21 protein-coding genes and 1 pseudogene are annotated in these 24,350 nt (G+C 44.6%); 6 read left to right on the forward strand and 16 right to left on the reverse strand.

Features of this window, described 5'->3' with window-relative positions; all coding sequences use genetic code 11:
• The first annotated feature begins 28 nt into the window (after positions 1–28).
• Positions 29–505, forward strand: coding sequence for a cytoplasmic protein (locus L5L77_RS06090; RefSeq protein WP_263147353.1), 477 nt, complete (start codon positions 29–31; stop codon positions 503–505).
• 24 nt (positions 506–529) lie between these two features.
• Here the strand turns inward: L5L77_RS06090 and L5L77_RS06095 are convergent, their stop codons facing one another.
• From L5L77_RS06095 to L5L77_RS06140, 10 genes are all read right to left on the reverse strand, one after another.
• Complete coding sequence (locus L5L77_RS06095) at positions 530–1,594, reverse strand: sulfate/molybdate ABC transporter ATP-binding protein (RefSeq protein WP_263147356.1); 1,065 nt, start codon at positions 1,592–1,594, stop codon at positions 530–532.
• A 27-nt stretch (positions 1,595–1,621) separates the two neighbouring features.
• Entirely contained in the window at positions 1,622–2,473 is an 852-nt protein-coding gene (gene cysW / locus L5L77_RS06100; protein WP_263147359.1) for a sulfate ABC transporter permease subunit CysW, read from the reverse strand.
• Positions 2,474–2,477: 4 nt separating this feature from the next.
• On the reverse strand, positions 2,478–3,302 hold the full coding sequence (gene cysT, locus L5L77_RS06105; RefSeq protein ID WP_011790693.1) for a sulfate ABC transporter permease subunit CysT: 825 nt from the start codon (positions 3,300–3,302) through the stop codon (positions 2,478–2,480).
• A gap of 68 nt (positions 3,303–3,370) precedes the next feature.
• Positions 3,371–4,384, reverse strand: coding sequence for a sulfate ABC transporter substrate-binding protein (locus L5L77_RS06110; protein ID WP_263222311.1), 1,014 nt, complete (start codon positions 4,382–4,384; stop codon positions 3,371–3,373).
• A gap of 89 nt (positions 4,385–4,473) precedes the next feature.
• The gene (locus L5L77_RS06115; protein ID WP_105250676.1) at positions 4,474–4,647 is read right to left on the reverse strand and encodes a YezD family protein; all 174 of its coding nucleotides are present in this window, start codon (positions 4,645–4,647) and stop codon (positions 4,474–4,476) included.
• Positions 4,648–4,716: 69 nt separating this feature from the next.
• Positions 4,717–5,376, reverse strand: coding sequence for an alpha/beta hydrolase (locus tag L5L77_RS06120; RefSeq protein WP_263222312.1), 660 nt, complete (start codon positions 5,374–5,376; stop codon positions 4,717–4,719).
• Between the two features lie 259 nt (positions 5,377–5,635).
• Complete coding sequence (locus L5L77_RS06125; RefSeq protein WP_263222313.1) at positions 5,636–7,138, reverse strand: DUF3300 domain-containing protein; 1,503 nt, start codon at positions 7,136–7,138, stop codon at positions 5,636–5,638.
• A gap of 148 nt (positions 7,139–7,286) precedes the next feature.
• Positions 7,287–8,651: an ATP-binding protein gene (locus L5L77_RS06130; protein ID WP_263222315.1), complete on the reverse strand. Its 1,365-nt coding sequence runs from the start codon at positions 8,649–8,651 to the stop codon at positions 7,287–7,289.
• Positions 8,644–9,339 (reverse strand): response regulator transcription factor, encoded by a 696-nt coding sequence (locus L5L77_RS06135; protein ID WP_113940226.1) that lies wholly within the window; start codon positions 9,337–9,339, stop codon positions 8,644–8,646. Before L5L77_RS06135 ends, L5L77_RS06130 begins: the two co-directional genes overlap by 8 nt.
• Before the next feature lie 2 nt (positions 9,340–9,341).
• The gene (locus L5L77_RS06140; RefSeq protein ID WP_263222317.1) at positions 9,342–9,644 is read right to left on the reverse strand and encodes a PepSY domain-containing protein; all 303 of its coding nucleotides are present in this window, start codon (positions 9,642–9,644) and stop codon (positions 9,342–9,344) included.
• Between the two features lie 367 nt (positions 9,645–10,011).
• Between L5L77_RS06140 and L5L77_RS06145 the strand changes: the two genes are divergently transcribed.
• Positions 10,012–10,959, forward strand: a complete 948-nt coding sequence (locus tag L5L77_RS06145) for a choice-of-anchor H family protein (RefSeq protein WP_263222318.1) — start codon at positions 10,012–10,014, stop codon at positions 10,957–10,959.
• Positions 10,960–11,039: 80 nt separating this feature from the next.
• Complete coding sequence (locus tag L5L77_RS06150) at positions 11,040–11,513, forward strand: peroxiredoxin (RefSeq protein ID WP_113940228.1); 474 nt, start codon at positions 11,040–11,042, stop codon at positions 11,511–11,513.
• 71 nt (positions 11,514–11,584) lie between these two features.
• Here the strand turns inward: L5L77_RS06150 and L5L77_RS06155 are convergent, their stop codons facing one another.
• The 3 genes from L5L77_RS06155 to L5L77_RS06165 all read right to left on the reverse strand — a co-directional run bounded on the left by L5L77_RS06155 (position 11,585) and on the right by L5L77_RS06165 (position 14,034).
• Complete coding sequence (locus L5L77_RS06155) at positions 11,585–11,974, reverse strand: YgiW/YdeI family stress tolerance OB fold protein (protein ID WP_105250668.1); 390 nt, start codon at positions 11,972–11,974, stop codon at positions 11,585–11,587.
• 154 nt (positions 11,975–12,128) lie between these two features.
• Complete coding sequence (locus L5L77_RS06160) at positions 12,129–13,394, reverse strand: sensor histidine kinase (RefSeq protein WP_263222319.1); 1,266 nt, start codon at positions 13,392–13,394, stop codon at positions 12,129–12,131.
• Positions 13,366–14,034, reverse strand: coding sequence for a response regulator transcription factor (locus L5L77_RS06165; protein ID WP_131525518.1), 669 nt, complete (start codon positions 14,032–14,034; stop codon positions 13,366–13,368). Before L5L77_RS06165 ends, L5L77_RS06160 begins: the two co-directional genes overlap by 29 nt.
• 86 nt (positions 14,035–14,120) lie before the next feature.
• Here L5L77_RS06165 and L5L77_RS06170 point away from each other — a divergent pair, with 86 nt between their 5' ends.
• Positions 14,121–15,413 (forward strand): DUF5666 domain-containing protein, encoded by a 1,293-nt coding sequence (locus tag L5L77_RS06170; RefSeq protein WP_263222320.1) that lies wholly within the window; start codon positions 14,121–14,123, stop codon positions 15,411–15,413.
• Between the two features lie 37 nt (positions 15,414–15,450).
• Here L5L77_RS06170 and L5L77_RS06175 read toward each other — a convergent pair whose 3' ends face one another.
• The 3 genes from L5L77_RS06175 to ompR all read right to left on the reverse strand — a co-directional run bounded on the left by L5L77_RS06175 (position 15,451) and on the right by ompR (position 19,634).
• Complete coding sequence (locus L5L77_RS06175) at positions 15,451–17,421, reverse strand: methyl-accepting chemotaxis protein (protein WP_263185107.1); 1,971 nt, start codon at positions 17,419–17,421, stop codon at positions 15,451–15,453.
• Between the two features lie 128 nt (positions 17,422–17,549).
• Positions 17,550–18,866 (reverse strand): two-component system sensor histidine kinase EnvZ, encoded by a 1,317-nt coding sequence (envZ, locus tag L5L77_RS06180; protein WP_263222321.1) that lies wholly within the window; start codon positions 18,864–18,866, stop codon positions 17,550–17,552.
• A 42-nt stretch (positions 18,867–18,908) separates the two neighbouring features.
• Complete coding sequence (gene ompR / locus L5L77_RS06185; RefSeq protein ID WP_006079507.1) at positions 18,909–19,634, reverse strand: two-component system response regulator OmpR; 726 nt, start codon at positions 19,632–19,634, stop codon at positions 18,909–18,911.
• 394 nt (positions 19,635–20,028) lie between these two features.
• Between ompR and L5L77_RS06190 the strand changes: the two are divergent.
• A pseudogene (locus L5L77_RS06190) lies at positions 20,029–20,169 on the forward strand (transcription elongation factor GreB); the annotation flags it as partial.
• Positions 20,170–20,670: 501 nt separating this feature from the next.
• Positions 20,671–24,192, forward strand: a complete 3,522-nt coding sequence (locus tag L5L77_RS06195; RefSeq protein ID WP_263222323.1) for an ATP-binding protein — start codon at positions 20,671–20,673, stop codon at positions 24,190–24,192.
• Positions 24,193–24,350 lie beyond the last annotated feature (158 nt).

The following is a 24,350-nucleotide window of genomic DNA, read 5'->3' on the forward strand; positions in this document are numbered from 1 at the left end:
CGTTAATCAAAATACTAAGGATGGTTTTATGCAAGTCATCTTCACTAAAGGTACTCAGCGTTATGGCCAGTTGCGCTGTGTGCGCATGGACGGTAGTGCGACCCAAACCCAAATGCCAGAACAAGGTATAGCACCTCACGATATGATCCACTATGTGGTTGAAAAACGCCTGCATATTCAAGGCGCTTTTTTCTCGCAGATCAGAGCTGGCGCCGATATCAGCTTTACCTTAGAGCATAATGAAATCTCCCGCGCCATCGCTGATAAAACGGAGGTGTGGCAAACCGAATCCATAGTTGAGACCCTGCAGTCGCTACTGTGGTCGGGTGAAACGCCAACCTATGACGGCTTTATTTATCTGTTAGAGCAAGCCTGTAGCAGTCGAGACTTGGCCGTTCCTACTGTTAACCAAACAGATTTTGATCATATTCTCAATGAGATTATGGATTTGAGTGTTGAGTGGCAGGGAATGGGAGAAGGTCAGTCCTTGACCTTGAAGTTCTAATCTATTGATTATGGCGGTGAGTGGCTAAATGCCTTCCCCTAAAAAGACTTTGGTATAGCGCGGCTGGATCCAAGCGCTATCGCCTTTGTTTATGCCAAGCCGTTTAAATTGCACTTTAGATAATTCAACATGGATCAGTTGGTTATCTAGCTCAGTTAGGACTTCTAATCTCACTGCTGGGCCAACTATGGTCACTAAGTCTAAACTGACTTTAAGGGCATTTTCAATTGGTTGTGTCAGTACTTCAATCTCGTGTGGGCGCACATAGGCTAAGCCTTGTTGCTCTTCGTTAATCGTGTGCTCAGGTGAGGGAATGTGAATATTGCCTATAGTGCTATGCCCTTGTTTTACTCGGGCATGAAATAGGTTCACATTGCCAAGAAACTCGTACACAAAAGGATTGCTTGGATTATCATAGACTTCTTCTGGCGTACCTTGCTGCTCGATACGGCCTTGATTCATCACCACGATTTTGTCTGCGACTTCGAGTGCTTCTTCCTGATCATGGGTCACAAATACGGTAGTGACATTAATCTCATCGTGTAAGCGTCTTAACCAGCGGCGTAATTCTGCGCGCACTTTTGCATCGAGCGCGCCAAAGGGTTCGTCTAACAGTAGAACCTTAGGTTCGACCGCAAGCGCGCGGGCGAGTGCGATGCGTTGCCTTTGACCGCCTGAAAGTTGTGATGGATAGCGATTAGCAGTCCAATCTAATTGGACGAGTTTGAGTAATGAATGCACCTTATCGGCAATTTCTGCCTTAGTCGGACGTGTCTTTCGTGGTCTGACTGTGAGTCCATAGGCGACATTTTCGAATACAGTCATATGTTTAAACAGGGCGTAATGTTGGAATACAAAACCGACACCGCGTTCACTCACATGCTGTGTGGTGATGTCTTCGCCATTAAATCTGACTATGCCACTGTCGGCCTGTTCGAGTCCGGCAATAATCCTGAGTAAAGTTGTTTTGCCTGAGCCGGATGGGCCTAAAAGGGCCGTCAGCTCTCCGGTTTTGATCTCTAAATTGACCGAGTCCACGGCAACAAAATCACTAAAACGCTTATTAACTTGTTGAATGTGTATGCTCATAATGCTCTGTTCCCAAGGACGTTGCGTTTAGTTAATTTGATGTTTGCGCTCATCTTTCCACTCCACGAGGCTTTTCAGCACGATAGTGACCAGTGCTAAACCTGTGAGCAGGGATGACACGGCAAACGCGGCCGTAAACATGTATTCGTTATAAAGCACTTCTATGTGTAGCGGCATAGTATTGGTCTCACCGCGAATGCGTCCAGAGACCACTGCTACCGCCCCAAACTCGCCCATAGCACGGGCATTACACAGGATCACGCCGTAGAGTAAGCCCCACTTAATGTTCGGCAGTGTGACATACCAAAAGGTCTTTAAACCACTGGCACCTAAGGTGAGTGAGGCCTCTTCTTCATCTTTGCCCTGTTGCTGCATCAGTGGGATGAGTTCACGGGCAATAAAGGGTAAAGTGCCGAACATGATGACAATGACTATGCCCGGAACGGCAAAAATCACTTTTAAATCATGGGCAGCAAGCCAAGGCCCAAACCAGCCTTGGGCACCAAAGAGGATCACAAAAATCAGCCCGACCACGACGGGTGAGATAGCGAAGGGCATATCGATTATTGAGATCAGTATGGTTTTGCCTCTAAACTCAAATTTAGCAATGGCCCAAGCGATGGCTACACCAAAAATAGCATTAGTGGGTACAACAATAATTAACACTAACATGGTGAGTCGAATGGAAGCGAGCGCATCGGGATCTGTCACGGCTTGCCACCAGACCTTGAGACCCGCTTTAAAGGCGCCGTAGAGCACAACCGCTAATGGCAAAACCAGAAACAGTGCGAGAAAGCTTAATGCGATCCCGATTAAACTCCACTTTATCCAAGGAGCCTCAGTAGTAGCGTGATGATTTACAGTCGATATTTGGCCCATAGACTTAACCTCTTTTACTCGCCCACCACTGTAGGCTATTAATTAATAACAATAAGAGGAAAGCTGCTGCGAGCATGACCACGCCGATAGCCGCGGCGCCGTTATAGTCATATTGCTCAGCTTTGGACACTATCAGTAGCGGAGTAATTTCGGTGCGATAGGGCAAATTGCCCGAGATAAAAATGACGGAACCATATTCACCCACAGCACGCGCAAAGGCTAAGGCGTAACCCGTTAATAATGCAGGTAATACCGCAGGTAGGATCACTCTTCTTATGGTGGTTAATCGATTAGCACCGAGGGATGCTGATGCTTCTTCGAGTTCCTTTGAAAAGTCAGCCAAAACCGGTTGCACTGTTCGGACGACAAAGGGCAATCCAATGTAAGTTAAGGCGATCACAACACCAATCTGACTGTAGGCGACTTTAATGCCCCATAAATGTAAATATTGACCTACCCACCCGGTAGTCGAATAAAGCGTTACGAGCGCGATACCTGCGACAGCCGTCGGTAAGGCAAAAGGTAGATCGACTAAAGCATCGACGACTTTTTTACCAAAAAATTGATAACGTACTAACACCCAAGCGACGAGAGTCCCAAAAATGGCATTAATACTGGCGCCAATAAAAGACGCCGTAAATGACAGCTTGTATGAGGCTACAACCTGAGGATGACTAATGGCGACCCAAAAGTCAGCCCAACTCATTTGCAGCGTAAACAGAACTAATCCGGCTACAGGAATAAGAAATAGCAAACTTAAATATAAAACTGAGAAGCCTAAGGTAATACCAAATCCAGGTAGCACAGATTTTATGACAACCTTGCTCATATCATTATTCCGTAGCGAGATAAGTGAAACTCATGGGCGGTTTCGAATGAGTGAAACCGCATAAAAGATTACTTGCTAATCTTGGTTAAAATAGAATCGAATTGACCACCATCATTAAAATGCGTTTTTTGTGCTTTGTTCCAGCCACCAAAAACCTCATCAATGGTAAAGAGCGTCAGTTGTGGAAATTTGTCTTTGTATTGCAACGCAACGTCTGGGTTTGTTGGGCGATAAAAGTGTTTTGCAGCTAGGTGTTGTGCTTCATCAGTATAGAGATGTGCTAGGTAAGCTTCTGCTAACTTACGTGTCCCTTTGCGATCGACATTTTTATCTACCACTGTCACTGGTGGCTCGGCAAGAATACTGACACTTGGAACAATAATTTCAAATTCACCTTTTCCTAACTGCTCAACAGATAATATGGCTTCATTTTCCCAAGCGATGAACACATCGCCAATGTTACGCTGTACAAAGGTATTGGTTGCGCCACGGGCGCCTGAGTCCAGCACAGGTACGTTTTTATAAATCTGAGTAACAAACTCTAACGCTTTTTCTTCTGAGCCGTATTGCTTCAGTGCATAACCCCAAGCAGCGAGATAGTTCCAGCGCGCCCCGCCTGAAGTCTTAGGATTTGGGGTAATGACTTCTACACCTTCACGAACTAAGTCATTCCAGTCATGGATATTTTTGGGATTTCCCTTACGAACCAATAGCACTATGGTCGAGGTATAGGGCGAGCTATTGTGTGGCAGGCGACTTTGCCAATTTTCAGGAATTAAATCCGCTTTTTGCCTTAATGCATCAACGTCATAGGCCAGTGCCAGAGTGACAACATCCGCTTCTAATCCATCGATAACTGAGCGAGCTTGCGAGCCTGAACCACCGTGAGATTGACGTATGGTTGGGGCTTTATGGTCTTTTTTTTGCCAATATTGGCTGAAGAGTTGGTTATATTCCCGATAGAATTCACGGGTTGGATCATAGGAAACATTCAATAGCGTATCTTCAGCGAGTGCGAGAAAACTAGCCGAGGCCAAAACTAAGGTGAGTGTTGCTTTTTGTAGGTGAGATAAAATATTCATACCGAAATCCTCATATTACTTAATAAGGCTTCCGGTTGACCGGTCAGCGATGTGGCCTAACTGTGTTGATTGGGTGGTAAATTTCGTTTTTATTTCGACGGCGTAACTTGGTCTAAACGAATTTTTTCTTTCTTTTCTAATTGCACTAATTTCCCATGGTGAAAGGTTAATTCCACTGTCCCAAACTCAATTCTACCCAGTAGTTTTTCTAAACTATTGACGAGCACGGGGATCACGGTTTGTAGATCTTCTTTGGTTGCCATATAAGTCCTCATGTAAGTGGTTTTTGACAACGTAATTGGAATTATAATCAAATATTGATAACTAAAAAGTTACATTTTGCGATTTGATATTCTTTTATGTAATAAGTGTGTCTTTTGTGTCTTTTGTGTGTTTGAGTTTACGAGATCGTTAGACTGGCTCTGAGTTGCACTTTCTATTTGATAGATAAGATTACCAATAAGCACATCAATGAGGGGCCACTGTCCATGTCCGGAATCGACATTAATGTGGCCACTTAACCCTAAGTTGATTGTTGGGAATCCCAATTTTTTTGCCAGTTTTGCAGCTTGATTAAAGGGCATCCAAGGATCGTTTTCACTGGCAATGACAAGCCCTGCGACACCTAAGGGATGTTTTGGCAACAAGTGTTTGATCGTTTGAGTGCCATCGTGTTCAGGCAGAATGTGTCCATTCTCAGAAAATCGTGCTGGTGATGCTGGCGCGACTAAAATAGCTGCGGCTACCCGCTGTGGATGATGAGCGATGGCAAGGCTTGTCGCTAAACAGCCAAAACTGTGGGCGAGGATGAGGATTTCACCTTCGATTTGATCGATTGCGCGGCAAATGGCATTGGCCCAGATATGAATCTTAGGCTCCAATAGTGGTAAGTCATTGACCCATATAGCTGATTCATATTTTTGTGCAATCCAACTTTGCCAATGTAAAGGGCCGCTACCACCAAACCCTGGCACAATTAATAAGGTTGCCATATTTCATCCTCCAAGATGTGAGTTTATAAGAGAGCCAAATGACGACCGGATGAAGCCAGTTTGACTCGCACTCTGACTATATCTACAAATTTGGTTATTAAAATTGTTATTTGTAGTTCATTTTGGAATATGAGATATATTTAGGATATTAATTCTGGAGGAAGTTGCCTTTGTGAGGTGATGTTACAGATAAATAATCCATAAAAATGCCCAGTAAGAGGGTGAGTCTTCTGGGCACTCGTTTTCAGTTTATATCTTGTTATTCCCTATGACGACGTTCTTGGATTTGAATTGATCGACCTTGGTTATGTTCTACCGAGCGAGCGGTTTGCGCATTTTGGCGTGGCTCACTTTGTCTCACTCTCACTTCTTCGCGTTGTCTAGGCGCTGCTTGTCTTGGTTGTTCAATCCGTTGTGGCTCTGTACGTCTTGTTTCAGGCCGTGGCATTTCACTTCTTGGGGTCATAGTTCTTGGTTTTTCTTGCCTTTGTGACTGTGCCCTTTGTTGATCGATATTACGCGGCTGCGATTCACGAGTTTGGTATTGCCTTTGCTGCGGCTCCCTCGATGGTATTGGCTTTGACTGCACGGGTCTTGATTGCATGTCATTACGCTCCTTGTGGGTTGGTGTTTGTACCATAGTCGCGGATCGACGCTCCTTTAACTCGGCTTGCGTTTTCTGATAACTCGGCGTGCGGTTATCACGTTCACGGCTGACGTTGTGATAGTCTTTATTATCACGACTTTTATTGCCCTGATTACTCATATTACCCAGATTACTATGGGTATCTTGACGTTCTTTAGACTTCGAATATTGGCTATTGAAGTGCTGTTTACTGCCGCTTGAGTGTGAATCTCTGCCGCGATATTTATCATCATTGTAATAGCGTTGTTTCACTACTGGATTGTGATAACTCACACCGCGTCTATGTTCGGGTTTATGTTTCCAAGGTTGTGCGCCATGGCTAACACTGTATCTTTCCCGTGGGCGATATCGGTGTGAATGGCGATAGTCGATCACCACCACTTTATGGTTGTGCCAGTGGAACGAACTGAAGAAGTAGTTAAAGGAAATATGGATGCCCGGTGACCAGTAGAAATGGTTATGACTCGGACGATAGGGATAGCCAGCATAGCCGCCAAATTCCCAATATACAGGTGGATAAGCCACACCCCAACGCCATGTGCCGTAAACCACGCGTGGATCGTAATAGGGGACGTAGACGATTTCTCGCTTAGCGGGTTCTATGATGATCTGATTGTTGGCGCGGGTAATTGCCATGTTATCCATGTCCGCTAAGCTATTCGCTTTATCAGCCTGTTGTCTTAGGGACTGAATGCTGTTCATCACTTGGCTTTCATCTTCTAAGAAGGCTTCACCGAGTCTTTGAGTCCATTCGAGATCTTCACTCATTTTTTGCAGCAGCGTCGGGAAGGCCAGCAAGGCTTTGACGCTCGGGTCCCAGTCCTGATCTTCGGCTTGCGACATAATTTGGTCGATCGATGATTTGGGGCGCTGGGTTAACCAACGCTGTGCTTGCACTATTTCGAGTGGATAAGTTGAAGCGATAAGTATGTGGGTCAATAAGCTATCGGGATACAGGGCAATAGGCGCCAGCATTTGTTCGAGTTCGGCTTGGCTTGCCGCTGTGCTCGAGCTTTGGCTTACAGATATGCCCGCAGCCTGTGCTGTGGTAGTGAAAGGCAAGGCCACTAATGCCGCCGTTAACACTAGCCAATTCCATCGATGTAGTCTGTTCATGGTTTGCTCCAATAATCCTGTTCGAGGATGTTATGGGCATATTAGGCGTGTGAATATGAACATAAGCTGAAAGTGTTTTGCGGTTAAATATTTATTTATAGCCAAATTTTAAGAGAAGTAATAAAACTATCACATTGAAAATAAAGACTTAAACTGAGTGTGTAAAGCTGATGCTAAATTTGGCACCACCTAAGGTTTCTGAACGAGAGACAGAAATTCTGCCGTTATAGCTGTCGACTAAATCGCGCACGATAGCAAGCCCAATACCATTACCTTGAAGGTAGGAGTCTGCGCGAATACCACGTTCAAAGATTTGATTTTGCAGGGCTTCACTGATCCCAGGGCCATCATCTTCGATACAGATTAGCAGTTGATAGGCATCGCCTGTGACCGTTAATATCACCGTAGACTTCGCGGCTTTACAGGCGTTGTCGAGTAAATTGCCGAGAATTTCAGTCAGATCTGCTTCATCCCCCTTGAATACTGCGTGTTCTACCATCTCGCCGCTGAGATTGATTTGTGGCTCTCGATAAATTTTAGCTAAGGTGCGTAATAACTTAGCGGCGACTTCATCGACACGAATACCTAAATGCCACGAGGCCGCCGCTGCGGTTTGGGCACGTTTTAGCTGGTGGCCAATGATCCGGCTGATCACTGATACTTGCTCACTGGAGGATTCGCTTAAGTCGGCCTGACTCTTGATCACCGCCAGTGGTGTTTTGAGGCTATGGGCTAGGTCGGCCAAGGCATTACGATAGCGTTTTCGTTGGGTTTGTTCGGTATTGAGCAAAATATTGAGCTGCCGAGCAACCGCTTGTAATTCAGTGGGGTATTGGCTACTTAGCTGCATCGACTTACCTTGCTCGACGGAATGTAACTCTTGGGTAAAGCGTGCTAAAGGTCGCAACGTCCACAGTAACCAACTCAATTGAAACACTAACATGACTAACATTAAGATCAGCAGCCAAGTCCAAAGCTGTTGATTAAACTGATCAATTTGCTGCTGAAATTCCCGCTCGTCTTTAATGATGTGGATTGTCACAGGCACGTTTTGATTTTGGCTGGCAAAACTGACACTAAAGCTATAAATCAAATGGAGTTGATCGGCGAGCTCGATTTGCTCAAATGCGCTTTGACCCGTGGCTGGGATGGTAAAATGTGGCGGTGGCGTAATCCCCATAAAAGATTGCGAATGCCACACTATATCTTGTTTGCCGCTGGCGTCTTCAGTGGTTGCAATGGCATACAGCCCTGATTGAATGAGGTTAAAACGATTCTCTAACACTAACTCTGGGATGGAGATTTGTTTGTTTTCGACTTCAGTCACCGCGAGAATCGAATAGACATAGGCACTGAGTTCATTCTTGGTTGCGCTTTTAACTTGTTCAGTAAAGGCATCGTTTAAGGCAACGCCGATCAAGGGTAATAACACTAAGATAAATAATAGCGCGCTGGCAACTAAGCGTGCTTTTAGGGAGTTCAACACTTGCCACGCCATGGCGCGTTTACTCATCGGTTGCTTGCCCAGACGTTAACGCTTTTAGGCGATAACCTTGGCCGCGCAGAGTTTCAATTAAGTTGTATTGATTATCTGGGTCGAGTTTTTTGCGTAACCTGCGGATAAAGACTTCGATGACGTTAGAATCTAAATCAAAATCCTGATCGTAAATATGCTCTGTGAGTACAGTTTTTGATTTGACTTCGCCTTGATGCAACATAAAAAATTCGAATAGCTTGTATTCAGAACCACTGAGATTAACCAGTTCTTCGCCTTTACGTACTTCTAGACTGCTGGTGTTAAGGCTAAAGGGGCCGTTGTAGATCAGGGGGCTGGCCTTACCGGCGGAGCGACGGATCAGGGCTTTTAGTCGTGCGATGAGTTCTTGGGGATGGAAAGGTTTCGTCAGATAGTCGTCGGCACCGGCATCGAGTCCTTCAACCTTATCTTGCCAACTGTCCCTTGCGGTTAAAATCAGGATAGGAAAGTCGCGTTTTTGTTCACGCACGCTACGGATCAAGGCGATACCATCGAGTTTAGGTAAACCTACATCGATAATTGCTGCATCATAGTTGTATTCGAGCGCTTGAAATAAGCCTTCTTCACCATCACTCGCCACATCGATACTGTAATGGGCATCGAGGAGATGTTGCTTTAAGTTAGTCTGTAGTTCTATATCATCTTCAACTAGTAACAATCGCATCGTTAGTTCCTCGAGACTCGGCCCGTTGCGGCATCTACTGAAACAGAAAATACTTGGCCATCATTATTGAGGATTTTAATACGATATCCCGATCCGCTGGATTGTACGCTCAATACTTTGCCTTGAAATTGTCGTTGCGCCATTGCCACTGCTTGATCAGGGCTATTGACCGCTAGACGGCGCTGCTCATTCTTCGCACCTTGGTTACGAGGCTGATTGCGATCATCATGTCTATCATTACCTGCTATGCAACCAAAGGAGGCTGATAAGCAAGTGATTAGGGCCAAGGTCGAACCAAGTTTCATATCGGGTACCCGCAATGTTCAGCGATCTTAAGTTAATGAGTGAGATGGATAACTTATCGAGTCGACTAAGAATACCTCATCACCTTAACAAACACATAGAGATCAGCCAATTGGTTGGCACAATTCCTTCAAAATTAACTCTGGCAGTTATTTTGTTATTCGTGACAGAACTGAAGTTCTGTTGGCGAGTCTATCTCTATGCTCGCGCTTGTATCGTTTAAGTTTTGTGAGTGTTACCCATTCCAGATGAACTCGGGCTGAACGTATCTTCTGGCTGAGAACAGTGGGCGTTGATGTTCAGCTTATGTTCACCTTCATTGCACTTTAATAGCTCCAATTTGAACGGGTTATCCATAGGATATTCAAGATGAACATACTCAATAAGCAAGATATGGCAGCCACAGTTAATATTAAGCTGTTTATGGCAACGGCTATTGCTGCGCTGTTTTTAGCGTCATCTGTCGCTAGCGCTCAGCCCCGCGAACTGGAGTCATCGCAAAGCTTAACGCCATTTACTGCAGCCAGCGTTGGTATTGCCAAAAAAGCAGAAAATAGCGAGCAAGCTGCTGAGCAGGAACTACAAGCTTTAGCTTTGTTACAACAAGCCGCGCCCGCAAAAAATGTCACTGAAGTCGCCGCTGCGGCCGTGAAATCCTTGGCGCCAGCAGCCTTATCATCCAAAGCGCCGACGACAAACCGAGTGCAACTTATGGGCGCCTCGCCGATGACGCGTGAGCAAGTAACAGCGAAACATGCGAGCCAAGGGATTCCGAGTTCGAGCGCGACCAGTGAAGATCCCTACCGCGCACCTGTGTATCACAGCTTTTCGATTTTTGATGCCAGCAGTCGTTTGTTTGAAGACTTTGATTACGATGGGTTTTATCAAACGTTTAGCGTGACCTTCGACGTTGATGTCAATGGTGCATATCTTAATGAAAGAGCTGATTTATTTGCCGAGCTTTATCTCAGTCGTGATGGTGGCCCTTGGGTGCATTACTACACCACAGACGTATTTACCATTTACGGCGATTCGACACAGGACGATTACGAAGTGTTGACCACGCTCTACACGGGTTATGCGACGGATCACTATGATGTGTTGATTGATGTGTATGAAGTGGGTTACAGCGATATTGTTGCGACCATTAGCGCCGATGAGACCGATAGTTTGTATGCGCTGCCATTGGAGAGTAGCGATCGAGACAGAGAGCCCGACATTATCGTTGTTGAGGAAAGTGGCGGCGCCTTCTCAGTATTAGGTTTGTTATGTCTTAGTTTGTGTGCGGGGCTGCGGTTGAATCGAACTCGAGTCTAATCGCCCTTATTTCTCTCGGTGTTTATCTGCGGTAAATAGGGCTAGTATGGATGAGTTATTTTAACTAAATGGAGAAAGACATGATTGCTCAAGGTCAAACATTACCTGCTGCCACATTAGGTCAACTGACGAAAGATGGCATGGTGAATCACCAAGTTACCGAATTGTTCGCGGGTAAAAAAGTCGTATTGTTTGCAGTGCCAGGTGCTTTTACTCCAACGTGTTCTGAAGCGCATTTACCTGGCTATGTGGTATTAGCCGATCAATTTAAAGCGAAAGGCGTGGATTTGATTGCCTGTGTTGCTGTGAACGATGCCTTTGTGATGAAAGCGTGGGGCGAAGCACAAAATGCCTCTGAATTAATGATGTTAGCCGATGGCGATGCCAGCTTTACTAAAGCCTTAGGTTTAGAGATGGATACTGCCGGTTTTGGTGGCGTGCGTTCACAACGTTATGCCATGATCATCGATAACGGTGTAGTGACTCTACTGAATGTAGAAGAGCCAAAGGCTTTTGAAGCCAGTAAAGCTGAAGTTGTTTTGGCTGCTATCTAAGCGTATTTAAGACATGAAGTTTGGATGTGACCAAAGCCAGCCATTCATTGGCTGGCTTTAACTAAATCAATTTATTGTACGATTTGAATGTTGTCTGCATCTATGGTCACTTCAGACCAATCTTTATCCACTTCACCACGAATAATGACCTGAGTCTCAGGTGTTACTGTGTTGCCGCGCCATAAATCATCATCAATTTCGACCTTAATATCACCCGTAGCGTCACGGAAAATATAATCATCGTGTCCAATGGAAGAAATGATATGGCCCGTTAACTCAATTTGGGCGTCATCACTGGCATTGAGCGCGCTCACCACATCATGAATCACTTGTCTTGCGCTCGGCCCTTGGAAGCCACCCTGTATTTGAGGTTCACCCGTTGTAGGTTGAAAGCCTGCTTGGCTGGTCATAGTCGTGAATGAAAGTGCCATTGCGAAAACGGTAAGAGTCATTTTATTCATCTGTTTGTCCTTTCTATGGTTTTATGTAACTCAGCCTCAATGGCTATTACAGTGTTGCGAGCATAGTGCCAAGACAAGCGTGAAGCGGTTGTGAAGATTGGGTTTGCAACTCAGAATTTGCTAAAACGAGGTCATTTATCCAAGCTAACTTCAGTTAATGGGCATTATCTATAAACTGAACATAAGCCTGATAGCTAGCACCATCGTTTGGGGTTGAAAATGCCCAGCCCATTCGCTCGCAAATACGTTCAATAATAATTAATCCGCAGCCATAGCCTGATGTATCAGTACTTTGAGTGCTTAGTGGATTCAGTATCCATAATTGGTTGCTTTGCATCGTAATTTCAATGTTTCCGGCACTGTAATTGAAAGCATTTTTAATTAAATTACCTATCACTATGTCAATAAAGCTCAGTGGCGCCTTGATGCTCAAGCAATCTTTAAGCGTTAAGCTGTAGGTGATTTCTTGCTTGGCAAAGTGCTGCGCCAATTCAGCTAAAATGTGTTCAAGGCGTGGTGCTAAATCAATTTGGCTGTAGTGCTGGGATTCAATGTCTTCTTTTCCGAGAAGTAAAAAGGCCTCGGTGAGCGTTTTCATTTGATGCCCTGCGTAATCAATACGTGTAATGGCTTTTTTGACCATTAATTGTTGAGCCTCGGTTGTCGCATTGGGGATTTTTTTGAGCAATTCTACCGAACCTTGGATCACCATAATGGGCGTGCGTAGTTCATGGGAGGCAAAACGGCTAAATTCTTGTTCCCGAGTGAAGTAGGCGGCAATTTTAGCTTTGTTGCTTAATAGGGTTTGCTCAATCTGGCGGGTTTCACGGTATGAAGTACTCGGTGTTGATGTTGGTCTTTTTGGTGATAGTTGATTGATTTTATTTTCAATCTCAGCAAGTGGACTGGATAGCAGACGTACAAAATACAATCCATACGCCATGATAAACAGGAGCAAACCGATCCCCATAATAGAGATCAAAATGTGCATTCTATCTTCATAGCTATCAAGGAAATCGTCCGCGTCATCCTTATAAACCACATACAACAGCCCTTGCCCAGAAGGATGAGCGGATATTAAAAAGTGTTTATCTTCGTCACCCAGTTGATGTTCGTAAAATCCGGTATTTTGATAAGGTTGCAGCCAAGCTGGTACAAACTCTTTGCTCCAATATGTTTTCAATTCATTGATATCGGGGAGCTGTGCTTTATCACCAAACCTTTGATAATTCTTTAGATATTCGCGAGTCTCTGTGGCCAGCGTTTGCTCGAGGCTAATCTTCTCAATTTGTTCTTCGGCGATATAAATGAGGCTCCAAAAAATGGCAAACATCAAGCTAGTTAATACTAAAAAAGTGAGGCGGATTTTTTTATATAAACTCGGAAAATGCTCAGGGGATAAGTCGGTAACCTTGGCCATGGATAGTCTCTAATTTTGAGTCTGAAAAACCTTTATCGAGTGCACTGCGTAAGCTGTATATGTGGCTGCGAAGTGAATCACTCGAAGGTGCATCATCTCCCCATACTGTATCTACCAATTGCTCTTTACTCACGATAGCGGGCGCATGTTTTAGTAACAGTGAAAGAATGGTGCGCTGAATTTTACTGAGCTTAATTTCTTTACCAGCACGGGTAACTTGATGGGTTTGCAAATTTAAACTGATATCACTGAAGCGCAAAATACCCACATCTAAACGTGGGCCACGATTATGCAGTGAATGCAGTCTTAAGCATAATTCTTCCATCGCGAAAGGTTTATTTAAAAAATCATCCCCACCTGATGTAAAAGAATCAATTTTATCCTGCAGACTATCTTTGGCGGTTAAAAATATAATCGGTGTATTACAATAAATTTCTTCACGCAGTTTTTTGACGGTATTAATACCGTCTAATTTGGGCATCATAATATCCATTATGATGACATCGTAATGGTTTTGTTGAATTAAATTGATTGCACTTTCCCCGTGATATGCACAGTCGGCAATAATCCCCTCTAGGGTTAAATAATCCATGATTGTTTCAATAACATCATGATTATCATCAACAATTAATACTTTCATAGGTTAATTCATTTCTTCACATTTGCTTGACGATCTTCATACTAAGATGCCCTGCACTGATTTAACAAGACATAATAGGGAAGAAAATGAATAAACTCTTAGTCTGTATTACGGCCATTTTGCTTGCTGGTTGCGGTGGTAATGATTCATCAACAGATACCTCTAAACCCGATCCTATCGTTCCACAACCCACGTTACCCGCAAAAATTAACGGTACAGTAACAAATATTGCTTCTGATAATAATTCGATTACGGTCAACGGATATAGCGTAAATATCGCTAATGCTAAGATTCACTATGGACAACAGCCGTTAGAGGTTAATGCCATTCAAATGGGGATGAGGGTCAAAATTGATAATGAAGGCCAACAGGCTAAAAATGTCATATTAGATCCAAGCCTTGTGGGTGAAATCAGTTCCGTTAATCAAAATACTATTGCCGTTAATGGGATTAATTTAATCGTTAAACCAGCGGACGCGACTCAGTATAAAGTCGGCGATTGGGTTGCGGTAAATGGTTATCCAACGGTAATGGGAGAATGGCAGGTTAATTCTATAAACCTTATCCCCAATTTTGCGTTTGCTGAAATCGAGGGACGTGTCTCTGGATTAAATAAGGCTGCGCAACAATTCAATATCGGTTCGGCAGTGATTAATTATGCCAACGCACGTTTAGAAGGCAGCTTACAGGAAGGCGCATGGGTTGAAGTGGAAGGCCAGCAAAGTGGTGCTTCATTTTTGGCCTCTGAAGTCGAGGTGGAAGATACGGCGTCTTTTAATGATATGGAGCTAGAAGGGACTATTACTTGGGTCAACCAAGATAAGACGCAGTTTGAGCTTAATGCCCGTACTCGACTCTATGTCACTACAAATACTCAATTTGAAGATGGCAAGCAAGCTAACTTGGTTGAAGGCAAGCTAGTCGATGTAGATATTCAATCTATGCCGCAGGGTTTATGGGCCAGAGAAGTTGAATTTGAAACATCACATGATAATGGCGGAATACCTCCAACCTTAGGTAAAAAGTTCGAGCTAGAAGGTCTGGCGACACTGACCACCAATAATCAGCTACAAATTAATGGATTTACATTTGATATTGATGCCAGAACTCAATTCGATGACGGTTTAACCTTAGCGACACTTGACCAAAAATGGATTCAAATAGAAGGTGTTGAACTCGCAGACAACCAGTGGTTAGTGAAAGAAGTTGACCTTGAAGTGCGAAGTAATGAGCTTGATTTGTCGGGTTTAGTGATGCAAAAGACCTTGTGGGGCTATCAAGCGACTGATGCTTCATTAACGCCATTTGAAGGCAAATGGGTTGATGTCGAATGTCAGTTCGATGGCTCTAATATCCACAATTGTCGAAGCGACGATTAAACACAAATAGAGAAATTAAGTGAATAAACGTGCGGTTTTAGGCCGCACGGTTTATTTGGCTTTGCCCAATCCCCAAGCTGGTTTCAATATCTTCTACACTCTGCTGTACTTCTTGGGCTATGACCTCACTCTGCTGTGAACTGGTTTGCGCTTGTTCTTTTAAACTATCCATAGTGCGAACAAATTCATCGAGATAATCGACTTGCTCTTTGGCATTGAGTGAGCCTTGTTTGGCGGTATTAGCCATTTCACTTGCTTGGTTTTGCACTGTTTGCGCCACTTGCCACAGGCTCTGAGCACGCAGTTTCTGGCTGCTGGTGGCCTGTGCTATGCCATCGACACTCTCACTGAGGGCATGATTTGATTGGGTAAGTTGTTGCAGAATTTTCACGATCTCATTCAAAGACACTTGGGTGCGTTGGCTTAAATTACGCACTTCATCGGCGACCACGGCAAAGCCGCGACCTTGCTCTCCCGCTCGTGCAGCTTCGATGGCAGCATTGAGGGCAAGTAAGTTAGTTTGTTCGGCGATATTGCCAATCACATCAATGATTTTCGATACGTCCGTCACTGAGTTATTCAGGCTTTCGAGGGAAGCATGGCAAAGGCCAACGGCGGTTTGCGTCTGCTCGGTTGCGCTCAGTACGGCCTCGGCCTGTGTTTGGCTCGACTGCATTTGGCGCATGGTTTCGGCGGCGCTGTCTTCCACGAGTGCCGAAGTGTGGCTCACCTCATTGGCGAGGCTGCGGATATGCTCGGTCTGTGTTTGCGTATCGGCCACAATCGTTTGGGTGTGCTCTGTGTGCTGCGATAGCTGAGTAATGCGCGCCACCAGTTGGCTTAATGATTGAGAAACCCTAGTGATTTGCTGGCGCTGCGCCTCATCTTCCTGTTCAAACCTGTGTAGCAACTGGTTGAAATGACCCGCGATTTGGCCCGTCTCGCAGCGCCGATTAATGTCTAAACGCTCGCGGCTGTTCGATTCGCTTAATTTCATAAAGGCTTGGTTGAGACGTTTTAACGGTTTGACGACGCGGTTTTGCTGCAGGATTAAATAACCAATCGCAAACAAGGCCATGATGGAAACCATAGTGTAGAGGATCAGTTGTAGCTCATATTTCAGCTGTTGATTCTTTGCCGCCTGAGCCTCACCTAAGCCAATAAGCTGTTGTTCCACATTGCTAATCGCTTGAATGAGTTGATCTTGCATCTCTTGGTTGGCTTGCAGCAATTGGTGGGTATTGGCGACTTCTTTGTTGTATCGATTGGCGAGACTGAGCAGTTCACTGCGGTCACTTTCGCCGACTTCAATCTGTTCTGGTTCGCTGGCACCGAGGGCAAATTCATCGGCTTCTTGCTGCTCATATACGCCGATTAACGGCAGTGCGCTGAGGGTGTCGTGCCATGTATTTAGCTCTTTGCTGGTGCTGTCTAAAATGCCCTTGAGTTGCTGATTTTTGCCGATCAGATAGCCATCGGTCAGCTGGGAAAGTTGGTAGACGATAGAAGGTAAATCGCGGCTCAATTGCAGATATTGTTCGGCGACCGCCGCATTTGTGGCTAAGCCTTTATCGGCATAACTGCCCAGACGACGGTTATAGTCGAGCATTTCAGATTCGGCGTGGGCGAGCAGTTGCCTAGGGTTGCCAGCGAGTTTACCCGCGGCGCGGTACTTGGTATCTAAATCTTGAATGAAGCTACTTAGACTTGCTTGCAAGTCATTATCGGTAGCGCCCATGGTGGCGAGATTAAGCTCTGTGAGCTGGTTCTTAATGGCGCTGAGTTTAGTTTTAGCTTGTTCAAGTTGGCTAGCGTTGCCGCTGGCGAGATAGCCGTCGAGATCGCGGCGTACGCCGACGAGAAAATCCTGCTGAATAGCTTGTAATGTAAGTGTTTGCTGCTCAATTTGTTGCCGCTGATCACTGCTCCACAGCACTACGGCTGCTAGCAATCCCGCGAGCAATAACAACAGGGCAGAAGCAGAAAGCGACAGCGTTGAAATTTTCATTTTGCAATCTTCATAATGGTCAGAGCCAGTAACTGTTCTGAGTTTATGAATTTAAGGTGATATTAATATGACAAGTGCTCACTTGGATGTCAGCGTTGTCATTTGATTTGCAAATATGTGATCTCGCGTTATTCCAGCGGCAGCCACACTTGGGCTTTTAAACCGCCTTCGGCGCGGTTGGAGAGGGTAATTTGCCCTTGGTGTCTATCTATAATCCGTTTGATAATGGCGAGGCCTAGGCCCGAACCAACACTACCACGGGCGATATCACCTTGGGTAAATGGTTGAAATAATTTGGTAATTTGCGACTCATCGATCCCTGGGCCGTTATCTTCAACGCTAAAACCGACACGCTTGCCATCGAACTGTGAGCTAATGCGGATCCAGCCAGAACCATAGCGAAAGGCATTTTCGACTAAGTTACTCAGTACCCGCTTGATGGCAATCGCTTGGAATTGGGCTTCGGGGCAGTCAGTTAACACCACTTCTATTTCACCGGCGCGATTGGCTTCTGCTTGAGCGACATCTTGAATGAGTTTATTGATTTGCCCTAGCTCACGGCTGGTTTCCTGATCTTGGCGAATATACGCAATAAATTGGCTGATGATGGCGTCCATATCTTCGATATCGTTGACTATGCCATCTTTAAGATATTGATCTTCTTCAACCATCATCTCAGAGGCGAGGCGAATACGGGTGAGCGGCGTGCGCAAATCGTGGGAGATCCCCGCCATCAATAGCGCTCTGTCCTGCTCCAGTTGCTTCATGCTGTGTGCCATCTGGTTGAAAGCATTGGTAACTTCGACAATTTCACTCGAACCTTTTAGCGGCAAGGGATCGGGAAATTCACCGCGGGAGACTGAAATCGCAGCTTTTTGTAGTCGCCTAAGTGGGCGGTTTTGCTGGCGAGCAAACCACCATCCCCCAGCGACACTGAGTGCGCCAATCACCATTAAATAAAGGGTGAGTGGCGAAAGATCTGAAACATTTTGGCCGATAAGTGGCACTTTTATCCAAATCGAGGGCGCCTGTGGTGGACGGATCCAAATCTGTAATACGCTGCCATGGGTGACGCGGACTTCAGCATCGCCGCCAAGATATTCCGACATCTGCGATGACCAGAAACCATAGTAAGTGGCTTGCTCAATACCCGCTTCATGCGCTTGCTGTTGATTGTAGATTTTCATGCCATCGTCGTGGACTTTGGCATTAAGGGCATCGACTATGGTTAAGTGTTCGCGGCCAATATCTATGCCGTCGACAAACAGTAATTTGACTTGGCGAGCGATTAACTGATTGATTTGTTGGTAACTTGGCTTAAGTACATAGACGGCGACCGTGACGTAAGACACCAGCTGATTGATCAGTAATAGGCAACCAATCAGCATCACGGTTTGACTAAACGCGCTGCGAGGCACAAACCGCCACCAAAACTTAGCTTTCATCGGGGGCTCAATAACTGCAGCAGATTAAGATGGCAACGCGGCTCATCGACGCGCTGCGCCATCGGGCACAAACACATAACCTAAACCCCACACCGTTTGAATGTAGCGCGGATTCGCAGGGTCTTTTTCGATTAAACGCCGCAGACGTGACACTTGCACGTCGATGGAGCGTTCTAGCGCTGAATAATCGCGGCCACGGGCGAGGTTCATCAACTTATCCCGAGACAAGGGCTCGCGTGGATGGGTGACGAGCACTTTAAGTACGGCAAACTCACCGCTAGTGAGTGCGATGGATTCGTCGCCGTGGTACATCTCACGGGTCGCTAAATCCAGCGAGAACTCACCGAAGCTAATCTGTGCTTCCTGCTGAGCGGGCGCACCGGGCACATCTTGGGTTTGGCGACGCATCACGGCTTTGATCCGCGCAAGTAATTCCCGTGGATTGAAAGGTTTTGGCAGATAATCGTCAGCGCCCAACTCTAAACCAATAATGCGGTCGACTTCATCGCCCTTGGCCGTCAGCATCACGATCGGAATGGGGTTACCTTGCTGGCGCAGCCTACGACAGATAGACAGGCCATCTTCACCGGGCAACATCAAGTCGAGCACGAGTAAATGGAAGTTTTCACGTTCTAATAGGCGGTCCATCTGCTCGGCATTGGCCGCGCTGCGCACCTGATAACCTTGCTCCATCAGGTAACGCTCGAGTAACGCTCGCAGGCGCATATCATCATCGACGACGAGGATTTTCGAGGTTTCTTGTCCCATGGGATGTCCTTTAATTGCTCAGATTGGTGCTTATTCTACTGACGAGAAACAGTTAAGATTAACCAACTGGCTGAAATTGAAAACGAATCTGCCTAATATAGCCGCATTCAACCAAGGCGACTAGCTCACCTTAGTAACTTGAATGCGATAAATGCTGACATTGATTGCCCAATGTTAATACTAAGCAAATGAAATTGCATGGGAATACTCGCGTTTATTCACGCTATAGCTGAAATTGTAACTAAATTGGCATCAGTAAAAGAGGTGATTTAAAAGCCATTATGCACAGAGATGATTTAGTGAGTTAACTTTAGCGTCCAGTCTGAGTATCATCAGTCTAATATATTATCCCGCATCAATTGTGGTCGTTTAATCCAACGATTGAGTAATGAGTATGAAAGCGCATTTGATCACCCGACAGGGTTGGCAAACTTTAGATAAAGAATTGAAGTATTTGTGGAAGGAATATCGGCCGCAAATCACCCTTAAAGTCCAAGAAGCGGCGGCGCAGGGCGACCGTAGTGAGAACGCGGACTCGGAATTAGTAGCTCTTTTACTGTACTAATATACTTTAGCCTCTGAAATGGTTAAATAAAAAAATAGTACCATACTCTTTATGATGTACTATTTTTTGGCAAATGTTGCCTTGAAAATGTTCATGACAACCTTGAGCTGATCGCCTATCTTTGCGCAGGGCATTCTTTCATTAGAAATTCTTCAAATACATTTTCTCCAAACGTGATTTGAGGCGCATTCAGCTATCTAAAAATTGCGCAAATTTTAGTAATGCTACAAAGTAACTAAAGTGTTGATGGTGATTCATTAGCTCTAATTCATGAACGCTATAGACCTAAATGGAGAAGTGCCATTAAAGTGGCTGTTCAAATAGATATTGCCTTTAGTGTATTTTAGATTCTTGAGGGTTACGTTAATTCAGCATCGTATGATTAAAATAAAAACCGCCCTAACAGATTGGCTTGTCAGAAGTCTTAATCGAATTGTGACTTGGCTAGAACGCAATAACGGCTCCACTGATATGCAATCGAAGTTTGTAGACCTTGCGCCAACTGATGAGGCCGACAAAGGTGGCGTATATTCCAAAGCGATTTTATTTGCGACGAACAATGCTAAGGTCTTCAATATTGCCTTAACTGGCCCCTATGGTTCTGGAAAGAGCAGCATAATCCAATCCTTCTTGAAAAAGTATCGGAGAAATGCACTTCATATCTCTTTAGCTTCTTTCGTTCCTGAAGCTGATTCGGTTACAGGAAAGGTAAGCCGTCAAGAGATTGAGAGAAGTATTTTGCAGCAAATATTGTACGGTGCTGACGCAAATAAACTTCCTCTATCGCGGTTCAAAAGAATCCAGTCGCCTGGTGTTTGGTCTATTTTTAAATCTCTTTACATCATGTTTGGAATTCTCGCACTTTTGTATGTATTTCATCAGCGAGAAGATATCATCAGCGGTAAATTTTTCGTTCCGTTCGAGCTCAGCAATTGGTTCCATCTGGGGATATTCTTGTTCGCGGTAACATTTCTTTGGGCGATACTGCATCACTTTTATGTGGCAAGTTTCGGTTTGTCACTCAAAAGTATCTCGTTAAAAGACGTTGAGATTAAGCCTGCATCTGATGATCAGGCGTCCATATTGAATCGCCATCTAGACGAAATAGTCTACTTTTTCCAATCAACCAAATACGATCTTGTCATTATTGAGGATTTAGACCGATTTAATAATGCGGATATTTTCGTCACACTGCGTGAAATTAATAGTCTTGTAAACGAAAACGCAGGTGTGAAACGCACGATCAGATTCCTATACGCCTTGCGTGACGACATGTTTGTCAACACTGAACGAACCAAGTTCTTTGAGTTCATCATTCCAGTGATACCTATCATCAACACATCGAATTCGATCGACATGGTATTGGATCAGGGAAGGAGACTTGAGCTCGACGGACGCCTTGATCGGCAGTTTCTGAGAGAGGTATCACGATACCTGAACGACCTGAGGTTGATTCGAAACATCTTTAATGAATACGCTATTTATGTGGCTAATTTGGAAACTACTGGGGAGAATCTGCTAGATGCCAACAAGCTTCTTGCGATTCTGATCTATAAAAACGTTTATCCAAGTGATTTTGAGCAACTGCACCGCGGCGCGGGTAATCTCGCTAAAATACTGAACTTAAAAGACGAACTTATTAGACCTGCTGAAGTGACGTATAGGACCGAGATCACAGGACTTGAAGAGAGGCTTGAAATCGCGGAGCGGCAGACGCCTTCGGACCTGAGAGAGTTGCGGCAAATCTACGCTATGGCTCTGGTTGAGAAGCTTCCAGCGAATACTATCAGCGTTAGTCATGATCAGCAGACATGGTGTTCGCTTTCTCAACTGGTCAGCCACGATGCATTCGAGAAACTGTTTGAGACTTCTCGTCTGTTCTGCCGCAACGACTATGGTCATCTAAATCACTTCGATGCTTCTAAATTACAAAGCGAGGTGGATGCTCACAGATCTTACCTGCAACGTAAAGTGGAGATAGAAAGTAAGGCGGCTGATAATAAGAACAAGATCTTACGTAGGATAAGTGAGCTCAGATTAAAGATTACAACGCTACGCACGACTAAGCTCAACGAGCTTCTACGTTTGAACATCAAGAGCGTGCCGGATCATTTTCAAACCTTCGGGGAAAACGGAGAACTTGCTCGTTTTCTGCTCCTAGAAGGCCATATTGACGATACTTACTATCAATACACCTCACTCTTTCACTCTGGTCGTTTGTCACCCAATGACAACAAATTTCTGATCCAGATACGGGCATTCGTCACTCCAGAGCCAGGTTTCCCACTCGATAATCCGCAAGAAGTTATTGCAGCTATGCGAGATGAGGATTTCAGGCAAAGCTATGTCTTAAACGTCAAGCTTGTTGATTGTCTTTTGGCGGAGCGTAGCCGTTACGCCAACCAAACACAAAAGCTTTTCCTGTATCTCTCGTCGAAGTTTGAGAGCTGCGAAGACTTTTTAGATTCCTATTACACAAGCGGTTGTAATATAGAAAGACTTCTTTTAGGACTTACCAACGTATGGGATGGTTTTGTCCCAGCAATCATAGCTAGCCCTAACAATCTCTCCCATGTCACACAATTGGTCGCGAGTCTACCAGAAAACTCGCTTAAAATGCTCGCGAGGGATTTTGACGAGCTATCAGAATTTGTTTCGGAGAATCTTCCAGATATTCTGGTTAATTTACCTGAACTAGCACCGGAACGCCTTGCATGCCTCGACGTTGAAGTCAAAGATCTGGCTGCAGTCAAAGAATATCCTGAAATTGTACGCTTCATGTTCGAAGAGGGACTTTTCGAACTTACGATCGCAAACTTGGAATACATCTACCAAGTTATTTTAGGAGAGAATGATCTCGAGCCACTACGAACGAGGAACTTCACTACTATACGTTCGACAAGTAACACTGCGCTATTGAAGCGGATCGAAAACAATTTCGAACGCTACCTATGTGATATCCTTTTGGAACTTGAAGAAAACTCTAGAGAGGATGCTTCAGCTATCCTCAGAGTGATTCAATGCAATACATTTGATCAAGATGATATTCGGATGTTTCTTGAACGACAGATGACACTGTTGCCAACCCTAGAAGATGTACCCGAGAGGTTGCACTCAATGCTGTTCCAATTAGGTAAGATTGAACCAACTTGGGAGAACTGTCTTGCTTTCATCGAAGGTAACGTGTTCGAGGCAGATAGCCTAATTGGATATTTTGATCGAGAAGTTATTCGTGCTGCTATTCTGCAATACCCCATACCAAGCAATGATGATTCACTTCGATTACGTCGATTCATCTTCGAGGCTATTTCGATACCTGATGTCGTCTATAGAGAATATGTTCGTGCCTTGCCTAGGACGTTTTCGTACCTGCCAAAAGGACTCGAACCAACTAAGTTGCGAATTCTAATAGATGAAAAGAAAATCACATTTACGAAGGAAATGCTTGATTTGCTCGCTGACAATCGTGACTTACAGGTACTATTCGTCGCCGCTAACATTGAAACATATCTGGCGAAACCAGACAGTTTTGCACTTGACGATGATTTCCTAGAGGACCTTCTTCGAACACAAATTGATATTGTAGCTAAGCTTGGGTTAGTCAAATTGATGGACCTAGAATTGCTTGTGGATCTTCCTAAGCGCTCAGCACTGATTGGTCCAATTATTGTCAAAACTGCCACCGACATCCCCAGCCTTAACCGAAATATTGTGCAATCCCTGATAAGATATTCTTCACCTGTAGCGACACAAATTTCACTCTTTAACAAATATCAATCTCTTATGACAAATGATGATGTTCGTCATGTACTGACTAATCTACCAAAACCATTTTCAGAAATAAAATTGGGATACAATTCACCAAGATTGAAAAGTACTCCCGAAAATCTGGAGTTGGTCAAATGGCTTGATTCAAGGAATGTCATTTCGTCATGGAGAGAGAGTGCCTTCGCTGGCGATATAAGAGTGAATCTCTATAGACGAAATAATTAAGTTTAATTTTACGACAAGTAATCAAAATTACTTCCACTTGAACATTGTTTAAGGTAATTCGTGGTAGCCTTTTTATTGTGTTTCTTACCCCTTAATAGGGCTTTAAACCATAGAAATTTTTATCCGTAATTTACCTTTACGATCTAGCTCACTTTGCC

Origin of the sequence: Shewanella sp. SM29, assembly GCF_025654245.1 — a bacterium.
GTDB classification, from domain to species: domain Bacteria; phylum Pseudomonadota; class Gammaproteobacteria; order Enterobacterales; family Shewanellaceae; genus Shewanella; species Shewanella oncorhynchi.